General features: G+C 39.4%; 17 protein-coding genes. 5 read left to right on the forward strand and 12 right to left on the reverse strand.

Annotated features, from left to right (window positions below):
• Positions 1-10 precede the first annotated feature (10 nt).
• Positions 11-2,425, reverse strand: a complete 2,415-nt coding sequence (locus tag ACWICE_RS00260) for an outer membrane beta-barrel protein (RefSeq protein ID WP_454297383.1) — start codon at positions 2,423-2,425, stop codon at positions 11-13.
• Between the two features lie 265 nt (positions 2,426-2,690).
• Here ACWICE_RS00260 and ACWICE_RS00265 point away from each other — a divergent pair, with 265 nt between their 5' ends.
• From ACWICE_RS00265 to ACWICE_RS00275, 3 genes are all read left to right on the forward strand, one after another.
• Entirely contained in the window at positions 2,691-3,689 is a 999-nt protein-coding gene (locus tag ACWICE_RS00265) for a helix-turn-helix domain-containing protein (protein ID WP_254526324.1), read from the forward strand.
• A 96-nt stretch (positions 3,690-3,785) separates the two neighbouring features.
• Positions 3,786-4,997 carry a bifunctional 3,4-dihydroxy-2-butanone-4-phosphate synthase/GTP cyclohydrolase II gene (locus tag ACWICE_RS00270; RefSeq protein ID WP_185210858.1) on the forward strand — a complete coding sequence of 404 codons (1,212 nt, stop codon included), beginning with the start codon at positions 3,786-3,788 and terminating at the stop codon, positions 4,995-4,997.
• A 105-nt stretch (positions 4,998-5,102) separates the two neighbouring features.
• Positions 5,103-6,536 (forward strand): NAD-dependent succinate-semialdehyde dehydrogenase, encoded by a 1,434-nt coding sequence (locus ACWICE_RS00275; protein ID WP_454297384.1) that lies wholly within the window; start codon positions 5,103-5,105, stop codon positions 6,534-6,536.
• Positions 6,537-6,548: 12 nt separating this feature from the next.
• On the opposite strand, the gene ACWICE_RS00280 is transcribed toward ACWICE_RS00275, so the two are convergent.
• From ACWICE_RS00280 to ACWICE_RS00305, 6 genes are all read right to left on the reverse strand, one after another.
• Positions 6,549-7,055: a hypothetical protein gene (locus tag ACWICE_RS00280; protein WP_454297385.1), complete on the reverse strand. Its 507-nt coding sequence runs from the start codon at positions 7,053-7,055 to the stop codon at positions 6,549-6,551.
• Positions 7,056-7,065: 10 nt separating this feature from the next.
• Positions 7,066-7,617 carry a protoporphyrinogen oxidase HemJ gene (gene hemJ / locus ACWICE_RS00285; protein ID WP_185210864.1) on the reverse strand — a complete coding sequence of 184 codons (552 nt, stop codon included), beginning with the start codon at positions 7,615-7,617 and terminating at the stop codon, positions 7,066-7,068.
• A gap of 129 nt (positions 7,618-7,746) precedes the next feature.
• Positions 7,747-8,772: a uroporphyrinogen decarboxylase gene (gene hemE / locus ACWICE_RS00290; protein ID WP_185210865.1), complete on the reverse strand. Its 1,026-nt coding sequence runs from the start codon at positions 8,770-8,772 to the stop codon at positions 7,747-7,749.
• A gap of 11 nt (positions 8,773-8,783) precedes the next feature.
• Complete coding sequence (locus tag ACWICE_RS00295; RefSeq protein ID WP_185210867.1) at positions 8,784-9,299, reverse strand: hypothetical protein; 516 nt, start codon at positions 9,297-9,299, stop codon at positions 8,784-8,786.
• A gap of 8 nt (positions 9,300-9,307) precedes the next feature.
• Positions 9,308-10,015 carry a response regulator transcription factor gene (locus ACWICE_RS00300; protein ID WP_185210868.1) on the reverse strand — a complete coding sequence of 236 codons (708 nt, stop codon included), beginning with the start codon at positions 10,013-10,015 and terminating at the stop codon, positions 9,308-9,310.
• Positions 10,005-10,880: a sensor histidine kinase gene (locus ACWICE_RS00305; RefSeq protein WP_185210870.1), complete on the reverse strand. Its 876-nt coding sequence runs from the start codon at positions 10,878-10,880 to the stop codon at positions 10,005-10,007. Before ACWICE_RS00305 ends, ACWICE_RS00300 begins: the two co-directional genes overlap by 11 nt.
• A 120-nt stretch (positions 10,881-11,000) precedes the next feature.
• On the opposite strand from ACWICE_RS00305, the gene ACWICE_RS00310 reads away from it, so the two are divergent.
• Positions 11,001-11,702 (forward strand): YjjG family noncanonical pyrimidine nucleotidase, encoded by a 702-nt coding sequence (locus ACWICE_RS00310; protein WP_185210871.1) that lies wholly within the window; start codon positions 11,001-11,003, stop codon positions 11,700-11,702.
• A gap of 26 nt (positions 11,703-11,728) precedes the next feature.
• On the opposite strand, the gene ACWICE_RS00315 is transcribed toward ACWICE_RS00310, so the two are convergent.
• The 4 genes from ACWICE_RS00315 to ACWICE_RS00330 form a co-directional block, all read right to left on the reverse strand.
• Positions 11,729-12,832, reverse strand: a complete 1,104-nt coding sequence (locus tag ACWICE_RS00315; RefSeq protein ID WP_454297386.1) for an SGNH/GDSL hydrolase family protein — start codon at positions 12,830-12,832, stop codon at positions 11,729-11,731.
• Positions 12,832-13,650 carry a 3-keto-disaccharide hydrolase gene (locus ACWICE_RS00320; RefSeq protein ID WP_185210874.1) on the reverse strand — a complete coding sequence of 273 codons (819 nt, stop codon included), beginning with the start codon at positions 13,648-13,650 and terminating at the stop codon, positions 12,832-12,834. The genes ACWICE_RS00315 and ACWICE_RS00320 overlap by 1 nt, the downstream gene beginning before the upstream one ends.
• Before the next feature lie 58 nt (positions 13,651-13,708).
• Positions 13,709-16,201 (reverse strand): TonB-dependent receptor domain-containing protein, encoded by a 2,493-nt coding sequence (locus ACWICE_RS00325; RefSeq protein WP_454297387.1) that lies wholly within the window; start codon positions 16,199-16,201, stop codon positions 13,709-13,711.
• Positions 16,202-16,288: 87 nt separating this feature from the next.
• Positions 16,289-16,570: an ATP-dependent Clp protease adaptor ClpS gene (locus ACWICE_RS00330; RefSeq protein WP_093098694.1), complete on the reverse strand. Its 282-nt coding sequence runs from the start codon at positions 16,568-16,570 to the stop codon at positions 16,289-16,291.
• A gap of 68 nt (positions 16,571-16,638) precedes the next feature.
• Between ACWICE_RS00330 and ACWICE_RS00335 the strand changes: the two genes are divergently transcribed.
• Positions 16,639-17,688 carry a 3-oxoacyl-ACP synthase III family protein gene (locus ACWICE_RS00335; protein WP_454297388.1) on the forward strand — a complete coding sequence of 350 codons (1,050 nt, stop codon included), beginning with the start codon at positions 16,639-16,641 and terminating at the stop codon, positions 17,686-17,688.
• 59 nt (positions 17,689-17,747) lie between these two features.
• Here the strand turns inward: ACWICE_RS00335 and ACWICE_RS00340 are convergent, their stop codons facing one another.
• Entirely contained in the window at positions 17,748-18,437 is a 690-nt protein-coding gene (locus ACWICE_RS00340; protein WP_237219437.1) for a sterol desaturase family protein, read from the reverse strand.
• Positions 18,438-18,853 lie beyond the last annotated feature (416 nt).

Consider the following 18,853-nt stretch of genomic DNA (forward strand, 5'->3'; position numbering starts at 1 on the left):
ATCGATTGGGTTAACTTCCTCCCCTTACCCGATTCTGTTCATCACTTTCCTTTTTCCTATGTCTTCCATTGAGGTCCTTTCCAACTTTTATGGTTGCTGAAAAAATGAAAGTCCTACTATCAAGATTAAAGTTCTGTTTCATCCTTACTCCACCGGCATAAGATTCGGTTTGATAGGTCATAGATTTGAAGATATCATTGACCGCCAGTTTTAGGGCGACCTTATCACTCCATATATTTTTCATTATTCCTGCAGACATAAAACCAAATCCCCTTTGACGTAATACCCCATCTGTTTGTGGAGAATTGTATTGTCCATTTAACTCTAAGGACCATTTTTTAGGCAGTTTAAAGATATTATTGGATTGGATTGTATAGGACCATTCACGGTTATCAATTTCTTCCTTGTTGAACTCGCCGAAATAGTGGTTTTCAAAAATATTGGCGTTATTAATGGTTGTCCAAAAATTCAGGGGAACATAGGAATGGTTGACATTCACTCCCTTGTTCCGAAAGCCTTCAATATTGGCAATGGAGCGAATAGTTACGTTTTGAGCTGGGATTTGCGTCAATACACTTGTCATCACATCCTTCACATCGGTATAATAGAAGGATGCATGCAGGTTCTTTCCAAAGCTATAATTCAATTCAAACACATTGGCTAATTCGGGTTGCAAAAGAGGGTTTCCTTCGTAGAAAACAAATGCATCGATATAATAGCGAAAGGGATTCAGATCTTCATAGTCAGGTCTATTGACTCTTTTACTATATGAAAACTGTACATTATGTTTTTCTCCAATTTTTTTACTGATGGAGGTACCTGGAAACCAGTTGGTATAATTTCGCTCATTTTGAAGTTTACTGGTCAGTTGATTCCCTAATGAATAGGTCTTTTCAACCCGTAGCCCAGCCGTGAAATTCCAGTCGTTCGATTCTAAATGATAATTAGCATATCCAGCATGTATATGCTCCTCGTAAAGGAAATGATTGCTGGTGCTTCCATCATTGACCCAGTTACCTGCCTTTAAGGTATCATTGATCGCATTATTATCGGCATTCATAAAACTGCTTTTCCAACCTAGTTCCAATCGCTGATGCTCATTGATATGTTGTAAATAGTCAAGCTTGCCTACATATAATTTGGTAATTGAGGGGGTTTGGTTCTTTCTTTTGGAAAGAAAGGCAGGCTGATGGATGGTCTTTTGAAAATCAGAGGTCAATTTTTGATCCGCTTTATAATCGGCATTTAGGTATTCAAAGTCTGCAGACAGTAAATTCTCCTTCGAACCTATTTTCTGCTGCAAATTGGCCATTAAGGTATGGGTATTCCATTTACTGATATTGCTGTTATCGGTCAATGAATTGGAAATAAGCTCTTCATTACTGAAAAGGATATTGTTGTAACCTTGGTTAAAGTTCTTATAGGTTCCAAAACTTCCTGACCAGCCAATTCCCAAACTGAGTTTTTCAGTTGCCTGAAAATCAATACCCGCCTTTGCATTATTAGTCTGTAGGGGTTCGTTGGTATGGGAATATTGAATGGACTTTCTGCTTAGGGATTCTGTTGGATTCTTTTCAAAGAAACGGCTAAAGGTTCGATATTCTTCTTCACCTCTAAAGCCTTTGTCAAAACCTAAGATAAAGTTCCACTTGTTCTTTTGACTATTCAGGTTAAAACCGGCGCCATATCTTTCTTTCCTTCCAGCTCCCCCATAACTATTGACCGATAGATTGAACCCTGCCTTTTTATCATTCTTCATAACAATATTGATCATACCACCCATTCCCTGGGCATCGTATTTAGCGGAGGGATTCGTAATCAATTCGACACTTTTGATGGATGATGAGGATGTCCCTTTTAGCAAAGTTGCAAGATCCCGAGGGGATAAATAGGACAATTTACCATTGATCATTACTGCGACATCAGACTTTCCGCGCATGCTGATATTACCATCGTCATCCACTTTAACAGCCGGAGCTCGTTGAAGGATTTCTAGAGCTGTCATACCGTCGGCAAGGATACTGTTTTCAATATTGATTACCATTCGGTCTGAGAGTCTTTCAATTAACTTTCTTTCACCCTTAATTTCTATTTCTTCTAAGGATTGAGAGGAAGGAAATAGGTTTATGCTTCCCAGATCAACATGTTTGGAAGCTAAGTGAAGATCTTTTTTAATATAATTAGAATAACCAAGATATGATATTTGTAGATCATAGTTTCCATATTCCAGTTCGAGAGTAAAATAGCCTTTCTGGTCAGTTGAAATCACTTGTTTGGTGTTATTGGAAGTCGATTTAATTAAAACGGTCACTTGACCTAGAGGTTCATTATTTTCATTGTGCACCAATCCTTTAATAACGGACTGAGCTTGAACTGTAAGGGAAAACAACAATAGAATGGTGCATAGTTTGATTTGTAATAGCATAATAAATAATTAAAATTCACTGTTTTATTTGTTGTTTTCATAAGTAGTCTGCGTTTTATCGGACGGTTTCCATCATTTTATCTTTCTTTTCATTCTGACCCGGAAACAGGCTAAAGAACTAGAATCCTTATTTCTTACTGCGTTGAAGACAGACAGTTCCCCAAACTGTCCAAGAAACCTATTTAGAATAATTATAAATAATGCTGCAAAAGTATTACTTTTGAATACCCCTTGATAACAAAAAAGGGATATTCAACAACAAATAATGGATAAATTACCGTCAATTACATTTAAGGAATTCTATGCTAGGGAGCAACTGAATGATCAATTGACAAATGCTGAAAACTTACAAATAGACAATGGTTTTTCGAGCAGGTTTCTGTCCAATGAATACATGGAAGGAAGGTTGTTAGAGTTTAATGATGAGTCCATATCCATCAAATATCAAGAATGGAATCTTTTTAAGCCTTTTAAATTAAGCATCCAGCATGATTCGCATCTGATAAAAGTCCAATTTGAAATTGAAGGAAATTGCCATTTCGAAAGTAAAAACCATTATTGCATCATAATTCCAAGCAACCACTATCAATTCATAAATATTCCCAATCCCCAAGGACACATTGCTTACAATAGCTCTCGAAAGGTATTGGACATCTATATGGATCAGGAATTTCTATTCCAGTTGTTAGGGACCCAAGGCTATTCAGAGCAACAGTTAAAAGCGCATTTCCTTTTAAAAAATTACACTTTCTGTAGAAAAGCGACACTGATAACTGCCCAACAACAACAGCTGATCCAGGATTTGCTTCATCACCAATACCAATCCGACTTCGCAAAACAATTCATTCGAATCAAAGCCATAGAATTAATGATAACGGTCTTTGCTGGAGCAAACAACCAGATCAACCAAGTTAAATGGAATCAATCTGATATCGATAACATGATGTCATTGAAGGAGTTTTTAGACCAAAACTATCATCAGGACCTACGTATCAAGACTTTATGTAGGCAATTTGGAATCAATGAATTTAAACTTAAAAACTGCTTTAAAGAACTCTTTGGCGACACCGTCTTTGTGTACATCCGGAGGCAAAAGATGAAAAAAGCACAGGAACTCTTAAGAAACCCAGAATTAGAGATCAAGGAAATCGCATATTTAACTGGTTTTAAATATGCACATCACTTCTCTAAAGTGTACTTTGACCATTATCAGATTCGGCCAAGCGAGTACAGAAACAAGCATATGCCCGTTGAGGTCGATTAGATTCAGTTGGTTTGCTTACCCAATAGCGTTTTTATGACAACTTACTTATAAAATAATGGCTAAATACCCCTACCTTTGCATTAATATTTAAAACAAATGAAAATTCAATTAAATACGATTGAAGAAGCAATCGAAGACATTAAAGCTGGAAAGGTTATCATTGTTGTAGACGATGAAGACCGTGAGAATGAAGGAGACTTTGTAACCGCAGCTAGAAATGCCACTCCAGAGGTCATTAATTTTATGGCCACACATGGTAGAGGCTTGGTATGTGCTCCATTGACCGAAGAACGTTGTAAGGAATTAAACTTAGGTTTAATGGTCAACAACAATACAGCTGTATATGAAACTAACTTCACTGTATCTGTAGACCTTCAAGGGTATGGCTGTACCACTGGTATTTCAGCTTCTGACCGTTCAAAAACAATCAAAGCATTAATTGATCCCAATATAAAGCCTGAGGAATTAGGTCGTCCTGGTCACATTTTCCCATTGATCGCAAAAGATGGTGGGGTATTGCGCAGGACCGGTCATACAGAAGCTTCAGTAGATTTAGCTCGTCTTGCGGGCTTTGAACCTGCAGGTGTGCTAGTAGAGATCTTGAAGGATGATGGTGAAATGGCTCGCCTTCCAGATTTAATAAAGGTTGCAGAGAAATTCGACCTTAAGATCATCTCTATTGAAGACCTTATTGAATATCGCTTGAAGCATGATACGCTGATCCAAGAGGAAGTAAGTGTTGAAATGCCAACAGAATGGGGTGATTTCAAAATGAAAGCATTTACCCAAAAGAATACAGGCGAACAGCATTTGGCCCTATACAAAGGTGAATGGAAAGAAGATGAACCTATCTTGGTACGTGTGCACAGCTCATGCGTGACTGGCGATATCTTCGGCTCATGCCGTTGCGATTGTGGTCCTCAGCTCCATAAAGCTATGGAGATGATCCAGAAAGAAGGAAAAGGTATTATCGTTTATATGAACCAAGAAGGTAGAGGAATCGGCCTTGTCAATAAATTACATGCCTATAAACTTCAGGAAACTGGCGTTGACACGGTTGACGCGAACCTAGAATTAGGTTTCAAACCAGATTTACGTGATTATGGTGTTGGTGCTCAGATCTTGAGATACATGGGTGTCACCAAAATGCGCCTCATGTCCAACAATCCAACTAAACGTGCAGGATTGATCGGTTATGGTCTTGAAGTGGTCGATAATGTACCAATCGAAATCATTCCCAACAAATACAACGAAGCATATTTGAAAACTAAAAGAGACAAAATGGGTCACACCCTAAGTAATCTTTAAAAAATAACAATGGAGGCCTAAAAACCTCCATTTTGTTTTTATCTAAGGTCTTTATTCTTGGCTTAAACATTTACCATTCCCATTTGTTCGAATAAAAAATTGACTATGAAGAATTCCCTATTAATAGAAAAAGCATATTTGAATGGATCTTTTATCAGTTCCAAAGACACATTTGAAGTCATCAATCCCTCTACTTTAAAACCTGTAGGATCTTTACCAAACTTAACGGTAAAAGATTGTCAGAAATTTGTTGACACCGCCTACAAATCTTGGGACCCTTGGAAGAATACACCTGTAGGCGAAAGATCTAAAATCTTAAGGAATCTTTACAACCTGATCAATGAGCATAAACAGGAACTCGCAGAGATCATGACCCTAGAGAGTGGCAAACCTATTAAGGAATCCCTAACTGAGGTCGATTATGCCAATTCATTTATTGACTGGTTTGCGGAAGAAGGAAAACGTGCTTATGGGGAAACCATCCCCTCACTTGCTGGAAACGCTAGGATGCAAACCATCAAACAAGGTGTTGGTGTCGTTGCGGCGATTACCCCTTGGAATTTCCCTTTGGCGATGATCACACGTAAAGTTGGCCCTGCCTTGGCAGCCGGTTGTACCGTCGTACTGAAACCCGCCTCCCAAACACCCTTCTCCGCTATTGCATTGGCAAAATTAGCCGATGAAGCCGGAGTTCCGAAGGGAGTATTGAATGTCATTACCTCCAAAGACAGCAAAGGAATAGGAAAAGAATTAGCCACTAATGAGAAAATCAGGAAGATTTCCTTTACAGGATCTACCTCGGTTGGTCGGACCCTTATGGAACAGGCAGCTTCAACGATCAAAAGGATCTCCCTTGAACTTGGTGGAAATGCCCCATTCCTGGTATTCAACAATGCAGATATTGACAAAGCTGTTGAAGGTGCAGTGGCAGGTAAGTTTAGGAATACCGGACAAACCTGTGTTTCCATCAATAGATTCTATGTTCAGGAGGATATTTACGATGAATTCACCAAAAAACTAAGCAAAGCAGTAAAAGCATTGGAAGTTGGGGATGGATTAAAGAAAACATCTCAGGTAGGTCCATTAATCAATGAAGAAGGACTTAAAAAAGTTGAAGAACATGTGCAAGATGCTATTGACAAAGGAGCAAAAATTGAGACCGGTGGAAAAGCAATGAAAGGTTTATTCTATGAACCAACGGTCCTTTCCAATATGCCTGCCCATAGTATCATTGCAACGGAAGAGACCTTCGGCCCTATATGTGCTTTATTCAAATTCAAGACTGAAGAAGAGGCAATCAAATTGGCCAACGACACTCCATTTGGCCTAGCATCCTATTTCTTTAGCCAAGATGTACATCAATGTTTCCGCGTTGCGGAGCAATTGGAAGCGGGCATGGTCGGAGTAAATACAGGATTGATTTCGAATGCTTCAGCACCTTTTGGAGGCGTTAAACAATCCGGTTTAGGTAGAGAGGGGTCAAAATATGGTCTCGATGAGTATATCGAGGTAAAATATATCTGTTTTGGAGGCAATTAACCTCCAAAACAATTACCAAATATGATATCTCAGTCCCAACATCACATAATTGGGCTCAGTAACTTCATCTTTAAATTGATATTTCACTTTATACCCTGTATAAAGAGATAAATCTACACTAGGGAAATAATAACTGATCCCTACTTGCCCATTAGCTTTGGTAAAGTTTTCCTTTCTAGGCATGGGCTCATCCCCTTCAGCGCCAACTGCATTTTCATAGGTAAAGAACTCTTGTCCCAAACCTGCACCCAAGAAGATATTGAAATTGGATTTCTCCTTATTAAAAATACTCACAAGATAGTCGGCACCAACAGCCAGTAGATCTCCTCTTCCATGAATCTGGGCTTGGACCGCAGATCGATTCGTAAAATCATACTTACCCTGAACCCCGAAACTGGCATCATAAGCTGCATCGTCTAATTTTAGATCACTGTAAATCCCAAAGGCCCAATTATGTTCCTGCGCATGTAGGGAAATAGGAAAAATAAAAGCACATAATATCCAAAGTAATTTCTTCATAGCATATAAATTAGTCAACCTGCTCCCCTTTACTCTTTCGGTATTTCTTATAAAGCTTAACAAGTATCATCAGTAAAATTCCCAACCCAAAGATTCCCAGAACACCAAATACCCATCCTATTGCAGATTTAAGGATCACCAGGAAGACAATAGCAAACAAGATAATCGTAGAAACCTCATTCCACATCCGTAGATGCGTTGAGGTCCAATTGGACTTTTCATCCCTTAACCTGTACATGATCTTTTGGGAAATAAAGTGATAGGCTATCAAGGCAGCAACAAAACCCAACTTGATCTGCATCCATCCTGTAGACAACAGCGCTGGATTGATATAGAGCATGACCAAGGCAGAAATAATGACTAAATACATTGAAGGCGTTGTGATCACCCACCACAGCCTATTCTCCATAATAACAAACTGCTTATGCAGAACTTGATATTCGATTTCAGATTTCTGTTTGGCTTCCGTATGATAGACAAACAACCTCGGCATATAAAAAAGCCCAGCCATCCAGCAGATAACAAAAATAATATGGATTGCTTTCGCGTATAGATAGACCATAATTTGTATTAATCCTCAAAAATATAAATTAAATCAGCAAATATTGACATGATAGGGTAATGAATTAATAGCTAAAAAGAAAGGAGCTGCCACATCGTGACAGCTCCCATATCTGAATTTGATATTTTCTTAGTATCTGAATTCCTTAATGGTTTCTACAGCGTATTTCACGTTGTCAAAAGGAATATCAGGCATGATACCGTGTCCAAGGTTAAAGATAAATCCATCCTCTCCACGCATACGTTCAAATAGATCTAAGATCTTTTTCTTGATCACTGGCTTATCTGCATAAAGCACAAATGGATCCAGGTTACCCTGAACAGCCATATTGTTAGGCAAGGATTTTTTGATGTTCAATAAATCAGCATTCCAATCTACAGAAACCACATCTGGTTGTGCTTCTGCCATAATCGGTGCAAATACAGAACTTCCCTTACAGAAAGAAATAACCGGTACGTCTTTTCTGTTCAATTTAGAAATAATGTATTTATTGTATTTATGCGAAAACTCATGGTAATCATTCCATGATAATGCCAATGCCCAGCTATCGAATAACTGCAACGCATTAACACCTGCATCGATTTGCATATTCATGTAATTGATCGTTACATCGGCAATCTTCTGCAAAATGGAATGTGCCAATTCAGGTTGATTGTTCAACAAGGTTTTAGTCAATTTGAAATCCTTGGAAGAACCACCTTCAACCAAATAGCTCAAAATGGTAAATGGCGCACCTGCAAAACCGATCAAAGGCACTTTACCGTCTAATCGGCCTTGGATTACTTTGATGGCATCAGCAACATACTGTAGTTTATCCAAACAATCTACCGATAGATTCTCGGCATCTTGCACTGTCCTAATCGGATTGGAGAATCTCGGGCCTACACCTTGTTCAAAGGATAGGTCTCCCCCCATTGCCTCGGCCGTAACCAAGATATCCGAAAATAAAATAGCTGCATCAACACCTAATAGGTCTATTGGCAGCATGGTAACATCTGCGGCAATCTCAGGGGTTTTGCACATTTCCAAGAAAGAATACTTGTTCTTGATTTCCCAATATTCTTTCATAAACCTTCCTGCTTGACGCATCATCCATACTGGAGGTCGTTCCGTAGGCTGCGACAACGCAGCGCGAATCAATAGATCGTTTTTCAAATTTTTGTCCACTACTTATTCTTATTTACTTCGTTTTGTATTTTCTCAATAATTGACTGTTGTCTGGCCGTCAGCCTCAATTTACTCGCCACATCCAAATAGGCCTGCACTCTTTCATAATCATGCTTCCTCAAGTTGATGTTCGCTAGATTGATCAGGACCATTCCCTTTTCATTGTCCTTACGCCAAGGCAACCTTGAGGCTAGCTGAAAATGATATTCGGCCTCCTCGATCCTATCCTCCTTCAAGGCTATATTGCCCATCATAAACTCATAAAAGTTTCTTCTTCCTTTACGTAGTTTATCCGGATTCTTGATCTCAGCCAGCAATCTCTTTGTTTTCTCGTAATCTTGCTTATGAAAAGCTTGGGTCGCCAAGTAAACGGTGCCCTCTTTCAGGTAGCTCCATACCAAATAGGTAATACCTCCAAAGATATAGACCGCAATATTATAATGCTTGGCATAAATGGCATACAATAGAAAAGCAATCGCAATTGCGATTACTATTTTTCGAGCTTGATTAGTCATCTATTCGTTTAGTTCGAGTTGTCTGTAAACTTATAACCGACTCCACGGATGGAATGGAAATAAATCGGATGCTTTTGATCAGGTTCAAAATACTTCCTAAAGGTCAAGATAAAATTATCGATCGTACGTGTTGATGGGTACACATCATAATTCCAAACTGTCTCCAAGATCTGCTCACGGGAAACTGCCTCATTTCTGCGCTCTATCAATAATTTAAGCAACATCGTTTCTTTCTTTGTCAAAGAAGTAATGCTACCATCAGCATGGTGTAGCTCAAAGGAATTGAAATAGATGGTCTTGTCACCAATACTGTATGAATTCAACTCTTTCAGGTCATCTCCTTTCATACCACGGCGGATCAAATTGCTCACGCGCAAAATCAGCTCTTCCAAGTTAAATGGTTTCACTAAATAATCGTCAGCTCCCTTTTTAAGGCCTGTAATACGGTCTTCTGAACTGTTTTTGGCCGTCAAGAACATAATAGGAACTTCCGAATTCTGAAGCCTTATGGTTTCTGCAACTTGGAAGCCATCGATTTCCGGAATCATTACATCCAGGATAATCAGGTTAAAACGTTCTTCCTTAAATATTTTTAATGCTTTTTTACCATCTGTTGCCGTCGTCACACGGTAGCCTTCAAGCTCTAGATTCAACTTGATCGCTTCTAACAGATGTTCCTCATCTTCAACTAATAGTATACGTTGTTTAGTTTGCATAATTTTCAAAAATTACTTCAAAGATACTCCCAGTAGGGGTATTATCCTTTACCCTAATGGTTGCATTGTGTTTTTGTAATACTGTCTTAACAATATATAACCCTAAACCAGTGCCTTTGGTTTTTCGGGTCGCTTCACTACCTACTCTATAAAACTTATTAAATATAAGTTTTTTTTCATCATCAGGTATTCCTTCGCCATGATCTGTAACCGAAAATAACAGGTTATTGCCTTGTTTCTTCAACTTGACATAAACAGTTGCACAAGGAGGTGAATATTTTACAGCGTTTTCAATCAAGTTTGTAATCACATTGCTGATCGCAAATTTATCTGCCTTCAACTCAATATCTCCGTCCAAATCAGGCTTGATGACTTGGGATTTACAGGCATTCTTCTGCAATCTATCCACGATCTGCTCCACCAATTCAGTGACATTAAAAGCCTCTTTCGGCAGTTGATAGGCTCTATTCTCTAATTTAGTCGTCAACAGGATGTTTTCAACCAGATCATCCAAGCGTTCGATATCCTTTAGGGAATTCCCTAAAAAGACCTTCTGCTGCTCTCTATCCAGATCACGTTTCAATATCGTTTGAATATAGAGTTTTACAGATGCTAAGGGGGATTTAAGCTCATGAGTGATGGCCAATAGGAAGTTCTGCTGTTGCTGGCTGATCTCATGTTCTCTTTTTACATGTTTCTTCAGCTTCAAAGCTCCCCATATAAAGATCAACAAGAAAATCAGACCTTCTCCTATGATCATTCCCTTGCGGTCGGGTTCAAACTTTACTAAGATAAATCCCCACCACAATAATTGGGTAATCGCATAAAAGACAAGAAAATAAAATAGAAATAAAGCTTTTCTCATACTTGATGTTTCCTGCGCAAATGTACTCAAATACGGCTTCATTAGGAAGCAAGCCATACTTTATGACAGTAAACTTAGATTCCTGGTTGATTCAGCCAGCTATTGACCTTATATTTGCACATGTTCAACGATAAAAAACACTTATTTTTCGATTTAGACCATACCATTTGGGATTTTGATAGAAATGCCGAAGAAACCCTGCATGAACTTTATTTCAGATATTCCTTCAACGATATCTTCAATTTACCCACTTCGGAAAGGTTCATTGCCACCTATACTGAAAACAATCATCGTCTATGGAACCTGTATCACCATGGTAAGATAGATAAACCAACCTTGAGAAAATTGAGGTTTGCCGATACTTTCACCCAATTAGGGGTCAATCCAGAATTGTTCCCATTGGCTTTTGAAGAAGAATACCTAGAAATCTGTCCGACCAAGACCAATCTGTTTCCTAATGCACATGAGACCTTGGCTTACTTAAAGGACAGATATACCCTGCACTTGATTTCAAATGGCTTTAAAGAGGCCTGTGAGAAAAAATTACAGCATAGCAACCTTGCTCCCTACTTCGAAACCATTGTCATTTCAGAGATCATCGGTATCAATAAACCCGATATCCGAATCTTTGAACATGCCTTAAATAATGGTGGCGCGAATAAAACCGAAGCGGTCATGATTGGGGATAACTTAGATGCTGATGTTCGTGGAGCACAGAATGCAGGCTTGGAAGCCATTTTCTTCAATCCGCTCGAGGTTGAGAAACCTGAAGATGTCAATCACATGATCAAGGATTTAAAAGAGTTACAACAGCTATTTTAATCCTGATAGCTGTTGTAACCCATATTTTATTTCAAGATGCTCCTCAATAATTTGGTATAGGCGGCAGCGATTTTCTCCATTCCATAGTCATTTGGATGGGCATAGTCCACCGTTGAATTCCTATCCAATCCGATTTCCTTTTCTGATAGCCAATAAAGATTTTTATCTCCCTGTCCTTGCAAAGCTTTCACGGCCTTTTCAGCAACTCTTGAACGACTTTGGTAGTCTGCATTGGTCTTCATGTTGAAAACCCCTGGAACCTCACTAGAACTGTGTGCAGCAATGACGATTGGCGTCTTAGGATGCTTTACCCTGATGGTCTTGACAGCATTGTTGATCAAGCTAGTCAATTTATCTTTCCCATCCTCTCCCGCTACCGATAGGTTGGGGATACAATCCAGAATAAATACAGCAGCATCTTCCTGCTTGATCAAGTCTAAAATAGGTTGCTCCAACCTGCCATTTCCACTGAATGCCAAATTAACAACATCGTGGTCAAAGTTCCTACCCATCCAATTGGTCCAGCCTAAACCTGGCCTAGATGCACAGGCACCTTGAGCAATGGAAGTTCCATATACAATGATAGGCTTGCTCTTCTGATGGATAAAGTTCAGATCACCAGCTACCCCAATTTCCATCCATTTTACGGAATTATATAGCGGGAGGTATAACCTAAATATATTTCCCGAAAGGGATCCAAAATCTTCATAGGTATAGCCAATGGTATCTTTGAAACTATATTTCCCATGTATCCAATTCCATTCTTTCTCGTTAGGTGCTTTGGTATAAAGGTCCAAACCACTTACCCCCGTAGTTGGCATATGCGGCATATTCAGCCCTCCCGCAACTTGATAGCGAATGGAAAAGGAAGCTGCTGAAGTCTTGAACTCAACATAAACACCTGCTGCATCCTGACCCAAATTCCAGACTGCATCCCGAACCTCCCCTTTCAATGCCACTGGTAATCTGGCGTAGCCGTCATGAGCTCCTATAGCCTTAACCCTGCCCTTCAACGCACTTTCTTTCAGCACATCATGCCATTTGATCTCTTGTGCGGAAGCTATCAATAGCAGCATACAAAAAAGAGAGCTCAAAAAGCTCTCTTTCCAATGTTTTAATAATTTAAACATTATAATTCTTTTACAGTGATATTTCTCAACCATACATCATCACCGTGATCTTGGAATCCGATCACACCTGATTTCGATTTACCACCTACGTTATTCAATAACTCAAATGCCAAAGGCCATTTTTCCTTGCTGAATTTACTAGCTTCCAATAATTGAGTCCACTCAGGAGTCCACAATTCATATTCAACAACTTTCTCGTCGTTCTGGTAATGCGTTACTTTTCCTTTGCTTACAACAATCTTAGCTCTGTTCCACTCGCCTGCAGGGAATGCATTTTGAGGTTTCGCAGGGATCATATCATACAATGAAGATGATTTACGGTTTCCATCAACACCTTGTTTTGCATCAGGGTGGTTTTCATTATCCAATAACTGGAACTCAGGACTTGAAATGTAAATTGGCTGTCCTTTGATTTCTTTAGCCAAGAAGAAGGTTCCAGAGTTTCCTCCTTTTGAAATCTTCCACTCAAATTCCAGTTCAAAGTTTTTGAAATCATGAGCGAAGATCAAATCTCCACCTTCAGGATTTTGCACACCAGCAGGTGCTTTTGAAAACTTCAAGGTTCCGTTATCAATGCCCCATTTACTTGGCACATGGTCTTTGCCGTAGCCTCTCCATCCATTCAATGATGTTCCATCAAATAGAACGTATGCTCCAGCGGAGTTCTTTTTAAAATCTTTAAGGGATACTTTAGGCAGGTCCAGTACTTCATAGGCAGGAACATCTGCTCCTTTTTGCGTGGAAGCGTTCTTGGTTGCACATGAGGCAACTGTCAATCCGATTGCGCCTACTAATACATACATAAAGTTTCTTTTCATAGTATAAAGTTGATTAAGTGAAAATCTAATTTAAATAATCTTATCGTAAAATCAAGTATTAAAATTGTTGACCGCCCATATCGTCCATGTCAGGACCTTGTTGCTCACGGTCTTTTCTTCCAAAATTTTGAAGACCAAATCGGTAGGTAAATGACAAGGTAATCATCCTCTTCATCCATCTATGCGAAAACTGCATCTCACGGTTCGGCAAGTAATTGTGCATTTGGAATTTGCGCGTATTGAATGCATCTCGTACATTCAGCATTAAACTACCCTTGTTCTTCAACACATCCTTTTTCAAGGCCACATCAACTCCACGCATAGGCTTCATTTCACCTTGCATAGTCTTCATTCCACTTCTATAATCTCCTCTGACCTGAGCAGAAAAAGTAGGTGTGAATTTTATGTTTGTCGTCAGGTTTCCGTTCCAGTTGAACGACTCTCTGCCTTCAAGTCCCAGACCGGCTTTTGGATGGAAAGTAATTTGTGAAAGATTGGCATTTGCTGTAACATCCCACCACTTGGTTAAATTAACCTTGGATATCCACTCAAATCCAAAAGCATCCAGATCCGATGCATTTTCCCATTTCATATAGGTTACATTCGTCCTATCTCCTACAATATCAGCAATCAAGCTTTCATCATAGATCACCGGCTGGGTTTGATCGTTCACACGACGATAAAACACCGATGAAATAAAGTTCCATTTCTCATAAAACTTTGAAAAGCTCAATTCAGTGGAATGAATATCTTCTGGTAGCAAGTTAGGATTACCCTGACGGTAATTCTGAACATCTGAAACATCGATAAATGGGTTCACTTGCCATCCCCTTGGGCGCTGCACACGGCGTGAATAACTTAACTGCACTTTGTCTCCCTGTCCTTTTCCTACAGCATAACTTAAGAAAACACTTGGATATAGGCGGAAATAATCCAATTTACCTTGGTCACTTTTAATAATGCTTGGGTTATCTAAATCATGCGAATAGATATTGGTATTCAGGTTTGCTTGCTCAGCTCTTAAGCCAACTTGTGCTCCTAATTTCTCTGTAATCTGTTTTTGGTAATTGGCATATAGCGCATGAACGGTGCTCGTCATGTCAAAATCGTTCGTAATCCGATAATCAGGAAGAAATTGCTGGGTTAATGAATCAAGCTCTTCTGAATATTGACTTTCATCGGAATACCTTAAGATACTGCGATATCCAGCCTCGAATTTATGGTTCTCACCTAATGGCAGAACATAATCCAATTGCATGTTCCAGTTCTTACCGGACTCTGAGGTATTGTTCACACGCTTCAGATCCGCATTCCCGTTTGCAAATGTTTGATGGAAATCATTTACACCATCCTCTGTATCATAACCAAAGGAAACATTGGCCGTCAACTCTTCCCCTTCACGCTTTAATGTACGCTTAAAATCTACTTGGGCATCAATTCCCAAATCATCTTCATTCTGCAAGGAATTACGGAAACTGGTCGTCCCCAATCCTGGAACATTCCAATAATTATAGTTGATATCATTCCCACGTTCATTATCCCTTAAGCTCAAGTTGGTGGTCAAGCTCAATGTTGTCTTATCGTTCATATAATAATCTGTACCGAATCGGATCGTATGGTTGTACCCTAGTCGATTGCTTTCTTCGATACTTTGGGTCCTAGGGCTTTCATTGGTTATTCCCCCATTGATATAATCGATGTTATCTGAAAAGCCACTCCCTAAATTATTACGGCGACTGAAATTATAGTTTCCAAAATAATTCACCTTGCCATCTCTATAATTAAGGGTCACTCCAGCATTTGCATTTTCATAGGAACCACCCGAAGCTGTTACCGATCCATTCAGGCCTAAGCGGGCATTTTTCTTAAGGATAATATTGATGATACCTGATTGTCCTTCTGCATCATATTTTGCAGAGGGGTTGGTAATGATTTCAACCTTGGCAATAGCATCTGCTGGCAAGGATTGTAGAAAAGCATTGATATCCGATCCTGCCATAGCCGATTCTTTTCCATCGACCAAGAATCGTACACTACTCGATCCACGAAGACTGATGCTCCCATCAGACTCTACCTGCAGCGTAGGGACATTGCCCAACAGGTCCTGCGCAGATCCGCCAACACTGACCATACTTTGGGAAACATCAAAAACCTTCTTGTCAATGCCAATCTGAAGGTCAGGAACCCTACCTTGAACAACCACTTCAGAGATCTTCTCCCCTTCTTCAGCCAATACAATAGCACCCAAGTCTATATCTTTACCCGCTGTAACAACAAAATTATTACGAGTATAGGTAGCAAAACCAATATAGGTCACTTGAAGGTTATAGGTTCCAGGGTCAACATCTGGGATAGAAAAAGAACCATTGGCGCTAGTTTGTTGGCCACGGATATAGGCATTGTTCACATTCGACAGCAAGCTTACACTGGCTCCGATTGCCGGCCTGATACTATCTTGTTCTAAAATTCGACCTTGAATATCGACTTTCTGGGCAAATAAAATAATAGGGAATAATAAAAATAAACTGCTTAGGCATCTTTTCAATAGCATTTTGGATCTTTCTTAGTGTTTTCAGCCACAAAGTTGCGCAATAATTAAGAAAGTTAAATGCTCGTAACTGTATTATTACGAGGGTATTTATTCCACCGAAACGGTTAATCCTTCAGTTTTTAGGATCTTTCGGTAGACCTCGACTTCGGTATAGGTACCTTCCAGGATAGTACACTTTCCTTTGGTATGTACGGTCCAGGCGATACGTGATGCTTCAGCTTCGGAATATTGGAGGTAATGCATGAGACAGTGAATGACATGGTCAAAGGTATTGAAATCATCATTCCACAAAATCAACTTGTTGGAATCTTTGGTAACTGCAAGGATTTCTTCAAGGGTAAATGTTTCTTGTTCAACTTCAGTGCTCATACTGCAAAAATAGCTTATTTTTCAAATAAATCAGTAATTTAGCTGAATTGTTTATTAAAGTTAGACCTATGTTTCAATCAAGAATAGCCGGCTTGGGATACTATGTCCCAAAGAACGTATATACCAATAATGACCTGACCCGTTTTATGGACACGAGTGATGAATGGATTCAAGAGCGTACGGGGATTAAAGAACGTCGTTTCGCCGATAGAGTGTGTGAAACAACAACCAGTATGGCGGTAGAAGCTTCCAAAATTGCCATTGAAAGAGCAAATACCACTGCAGAAGAAATCGACTTTGTTATTTTTGCTACCCTTTCCCCTGACTACTATTTCCCGGGCTGTGGCGTTTTATTACAGCGCGAAATGGGCATGAAGGAAGTGGGTGCATTAGATGTTAGAAACCAATGTTCGGGGTTTATCTACGCCTTGTCCATTGCCGACCAGTTCATCAAAACAGGTATGTACAAAAACATCCTGGTAGTCGGTTCTGAAAAACACTCCTTCGCATTGGATTTCTCAACCCGTGGTCGCGCAGTTTCCGTAATTTTTGGCGATGGTGCAGGTGCTGTGGTATTGCAACCAACCAAAGAAGAAGGGAAAGGCATTTTGAGCACACACCTTCATTCTGATGGTGCCGAAGCAGAGAAACTGGCGATGTACTACCCTGGTGCTTCTGCTGGTTATTATTTGGGCGAACAGATGCCACAATGGCCAGACGTAGAATTGGGCGGTATGTTAATGACCAAAGAAATGCTGGAAGACGGTTCAGCATTCCCATATATGGATGGCCAAGCCGTATTCAAAAAAGCTGTCGTAAAATTCCCTGAAGTAATTGGGGAAGCTTTAGCAAAAAACAACCTGAAAACTGCGGATATTGACATGTTGATTCCTCATCAGGCAAACCTTCGTATTTCTCAGTTCGTCCAAAAGACTTTGGGCTTGTCAGACGACCAGGTTTTCAATAACATCCAGAAATATGGCAATACCACTGCTGCTTCGGTGCCCATTGCACTTTGCGAAGCTTGGGAGGAAGGTAAAATAAAAGATGGTGATTTGGTATGTCTGGCTGCTTTTGGCGCCGGATTCACCTGGGGATCAGCTTTGATTCGCTGGTAATACAAAATCAGCCATAAAAAAGAAGGGGTTCAGAAAATCTGAACCCCTTCTTTATATATTTAATTTAATTGTTGTTGCTGGACTTCCTTGAGTTCATTAGCTTTTTTCTTATCTGTTTGGGCAGCTTTCTTTTTGCTAAATCCAGAACCGAATATTACATCCCAGATAGCTGAACTAACCCCAAAACCTTTTTCAGGTTCCGAGTAATGGTGCAACATGTGGTGATCCTTAATCCTTTTAAACAAGCCTGATTTAAAATTAGCATGATGCATCGCATAATGGCATTCATCATAGATCAGGTAACCCAATAAGAACCCCGAGAAGAATGCCGCTAAGGTATAGGGCGAAAAGAAAAAGCTAAAGATAAAATAGATGATTGCTGCCATTGGGATACTTGCAGAAAGTGGCATAACCAATCGCAAGCGATCCTTAGGATAGTCATGGTGTACCCCATGGAAAATAAAATGCACTCTTTTACCGAATTTTGAACTCGGTTCATAATGGAAAACCCATCTATGCAATACATATTCCGCCAAAGTCCAAAACAACAGACCAAAGATATAGTACATCACGACAGTACCAACTGACAATCCCCCAGGGACCAATGCCCTCCAAATAAAAAAGATCTTAACAGGAATCCAAAATATCAATGGAACAGAATAATGTACCTTGGTCAACGATTCAAGAAAATCATTCTTGAACATTCTCGAAGACTCTGTCGAATTGGAAACATATAATTTCTTTGCCATACCCTAAATAATTTCATTTACACCCAAGGTTAATCGAATTAACTCTATCAAAGCTCACTGAGTTATAAAAACCCTACACAAATTTATAAAATTGCTCTTCAGAGCAAATTGAAAACTAAAATTTTGACAAAATTACGATAATAGTCAGAAATACAGAAGTCAAATGCGTAATATTAAGGTAATGTTGTCATAATATTAATCTTTCTGCTGTTAATAAATAGAACATCGTGGAAATGGAATGGTTTGCTTGGGATCGATATGAGATGGGAGATAGGAGATTTGAGTGGGTTTTGAACCAGGATTAAGGATTCGAGGATGGACCAAGATAATATGCTAATTGATAAATATTCCACCCCTGCTGGATGTTTGGAAAATTAACAAACATTTATCCTTCCTCAGGAAGTCCTTTAGCCTCT

This window comes from Sphingobacterium sp. NPDC055346 (assembly GCF_053645235.1).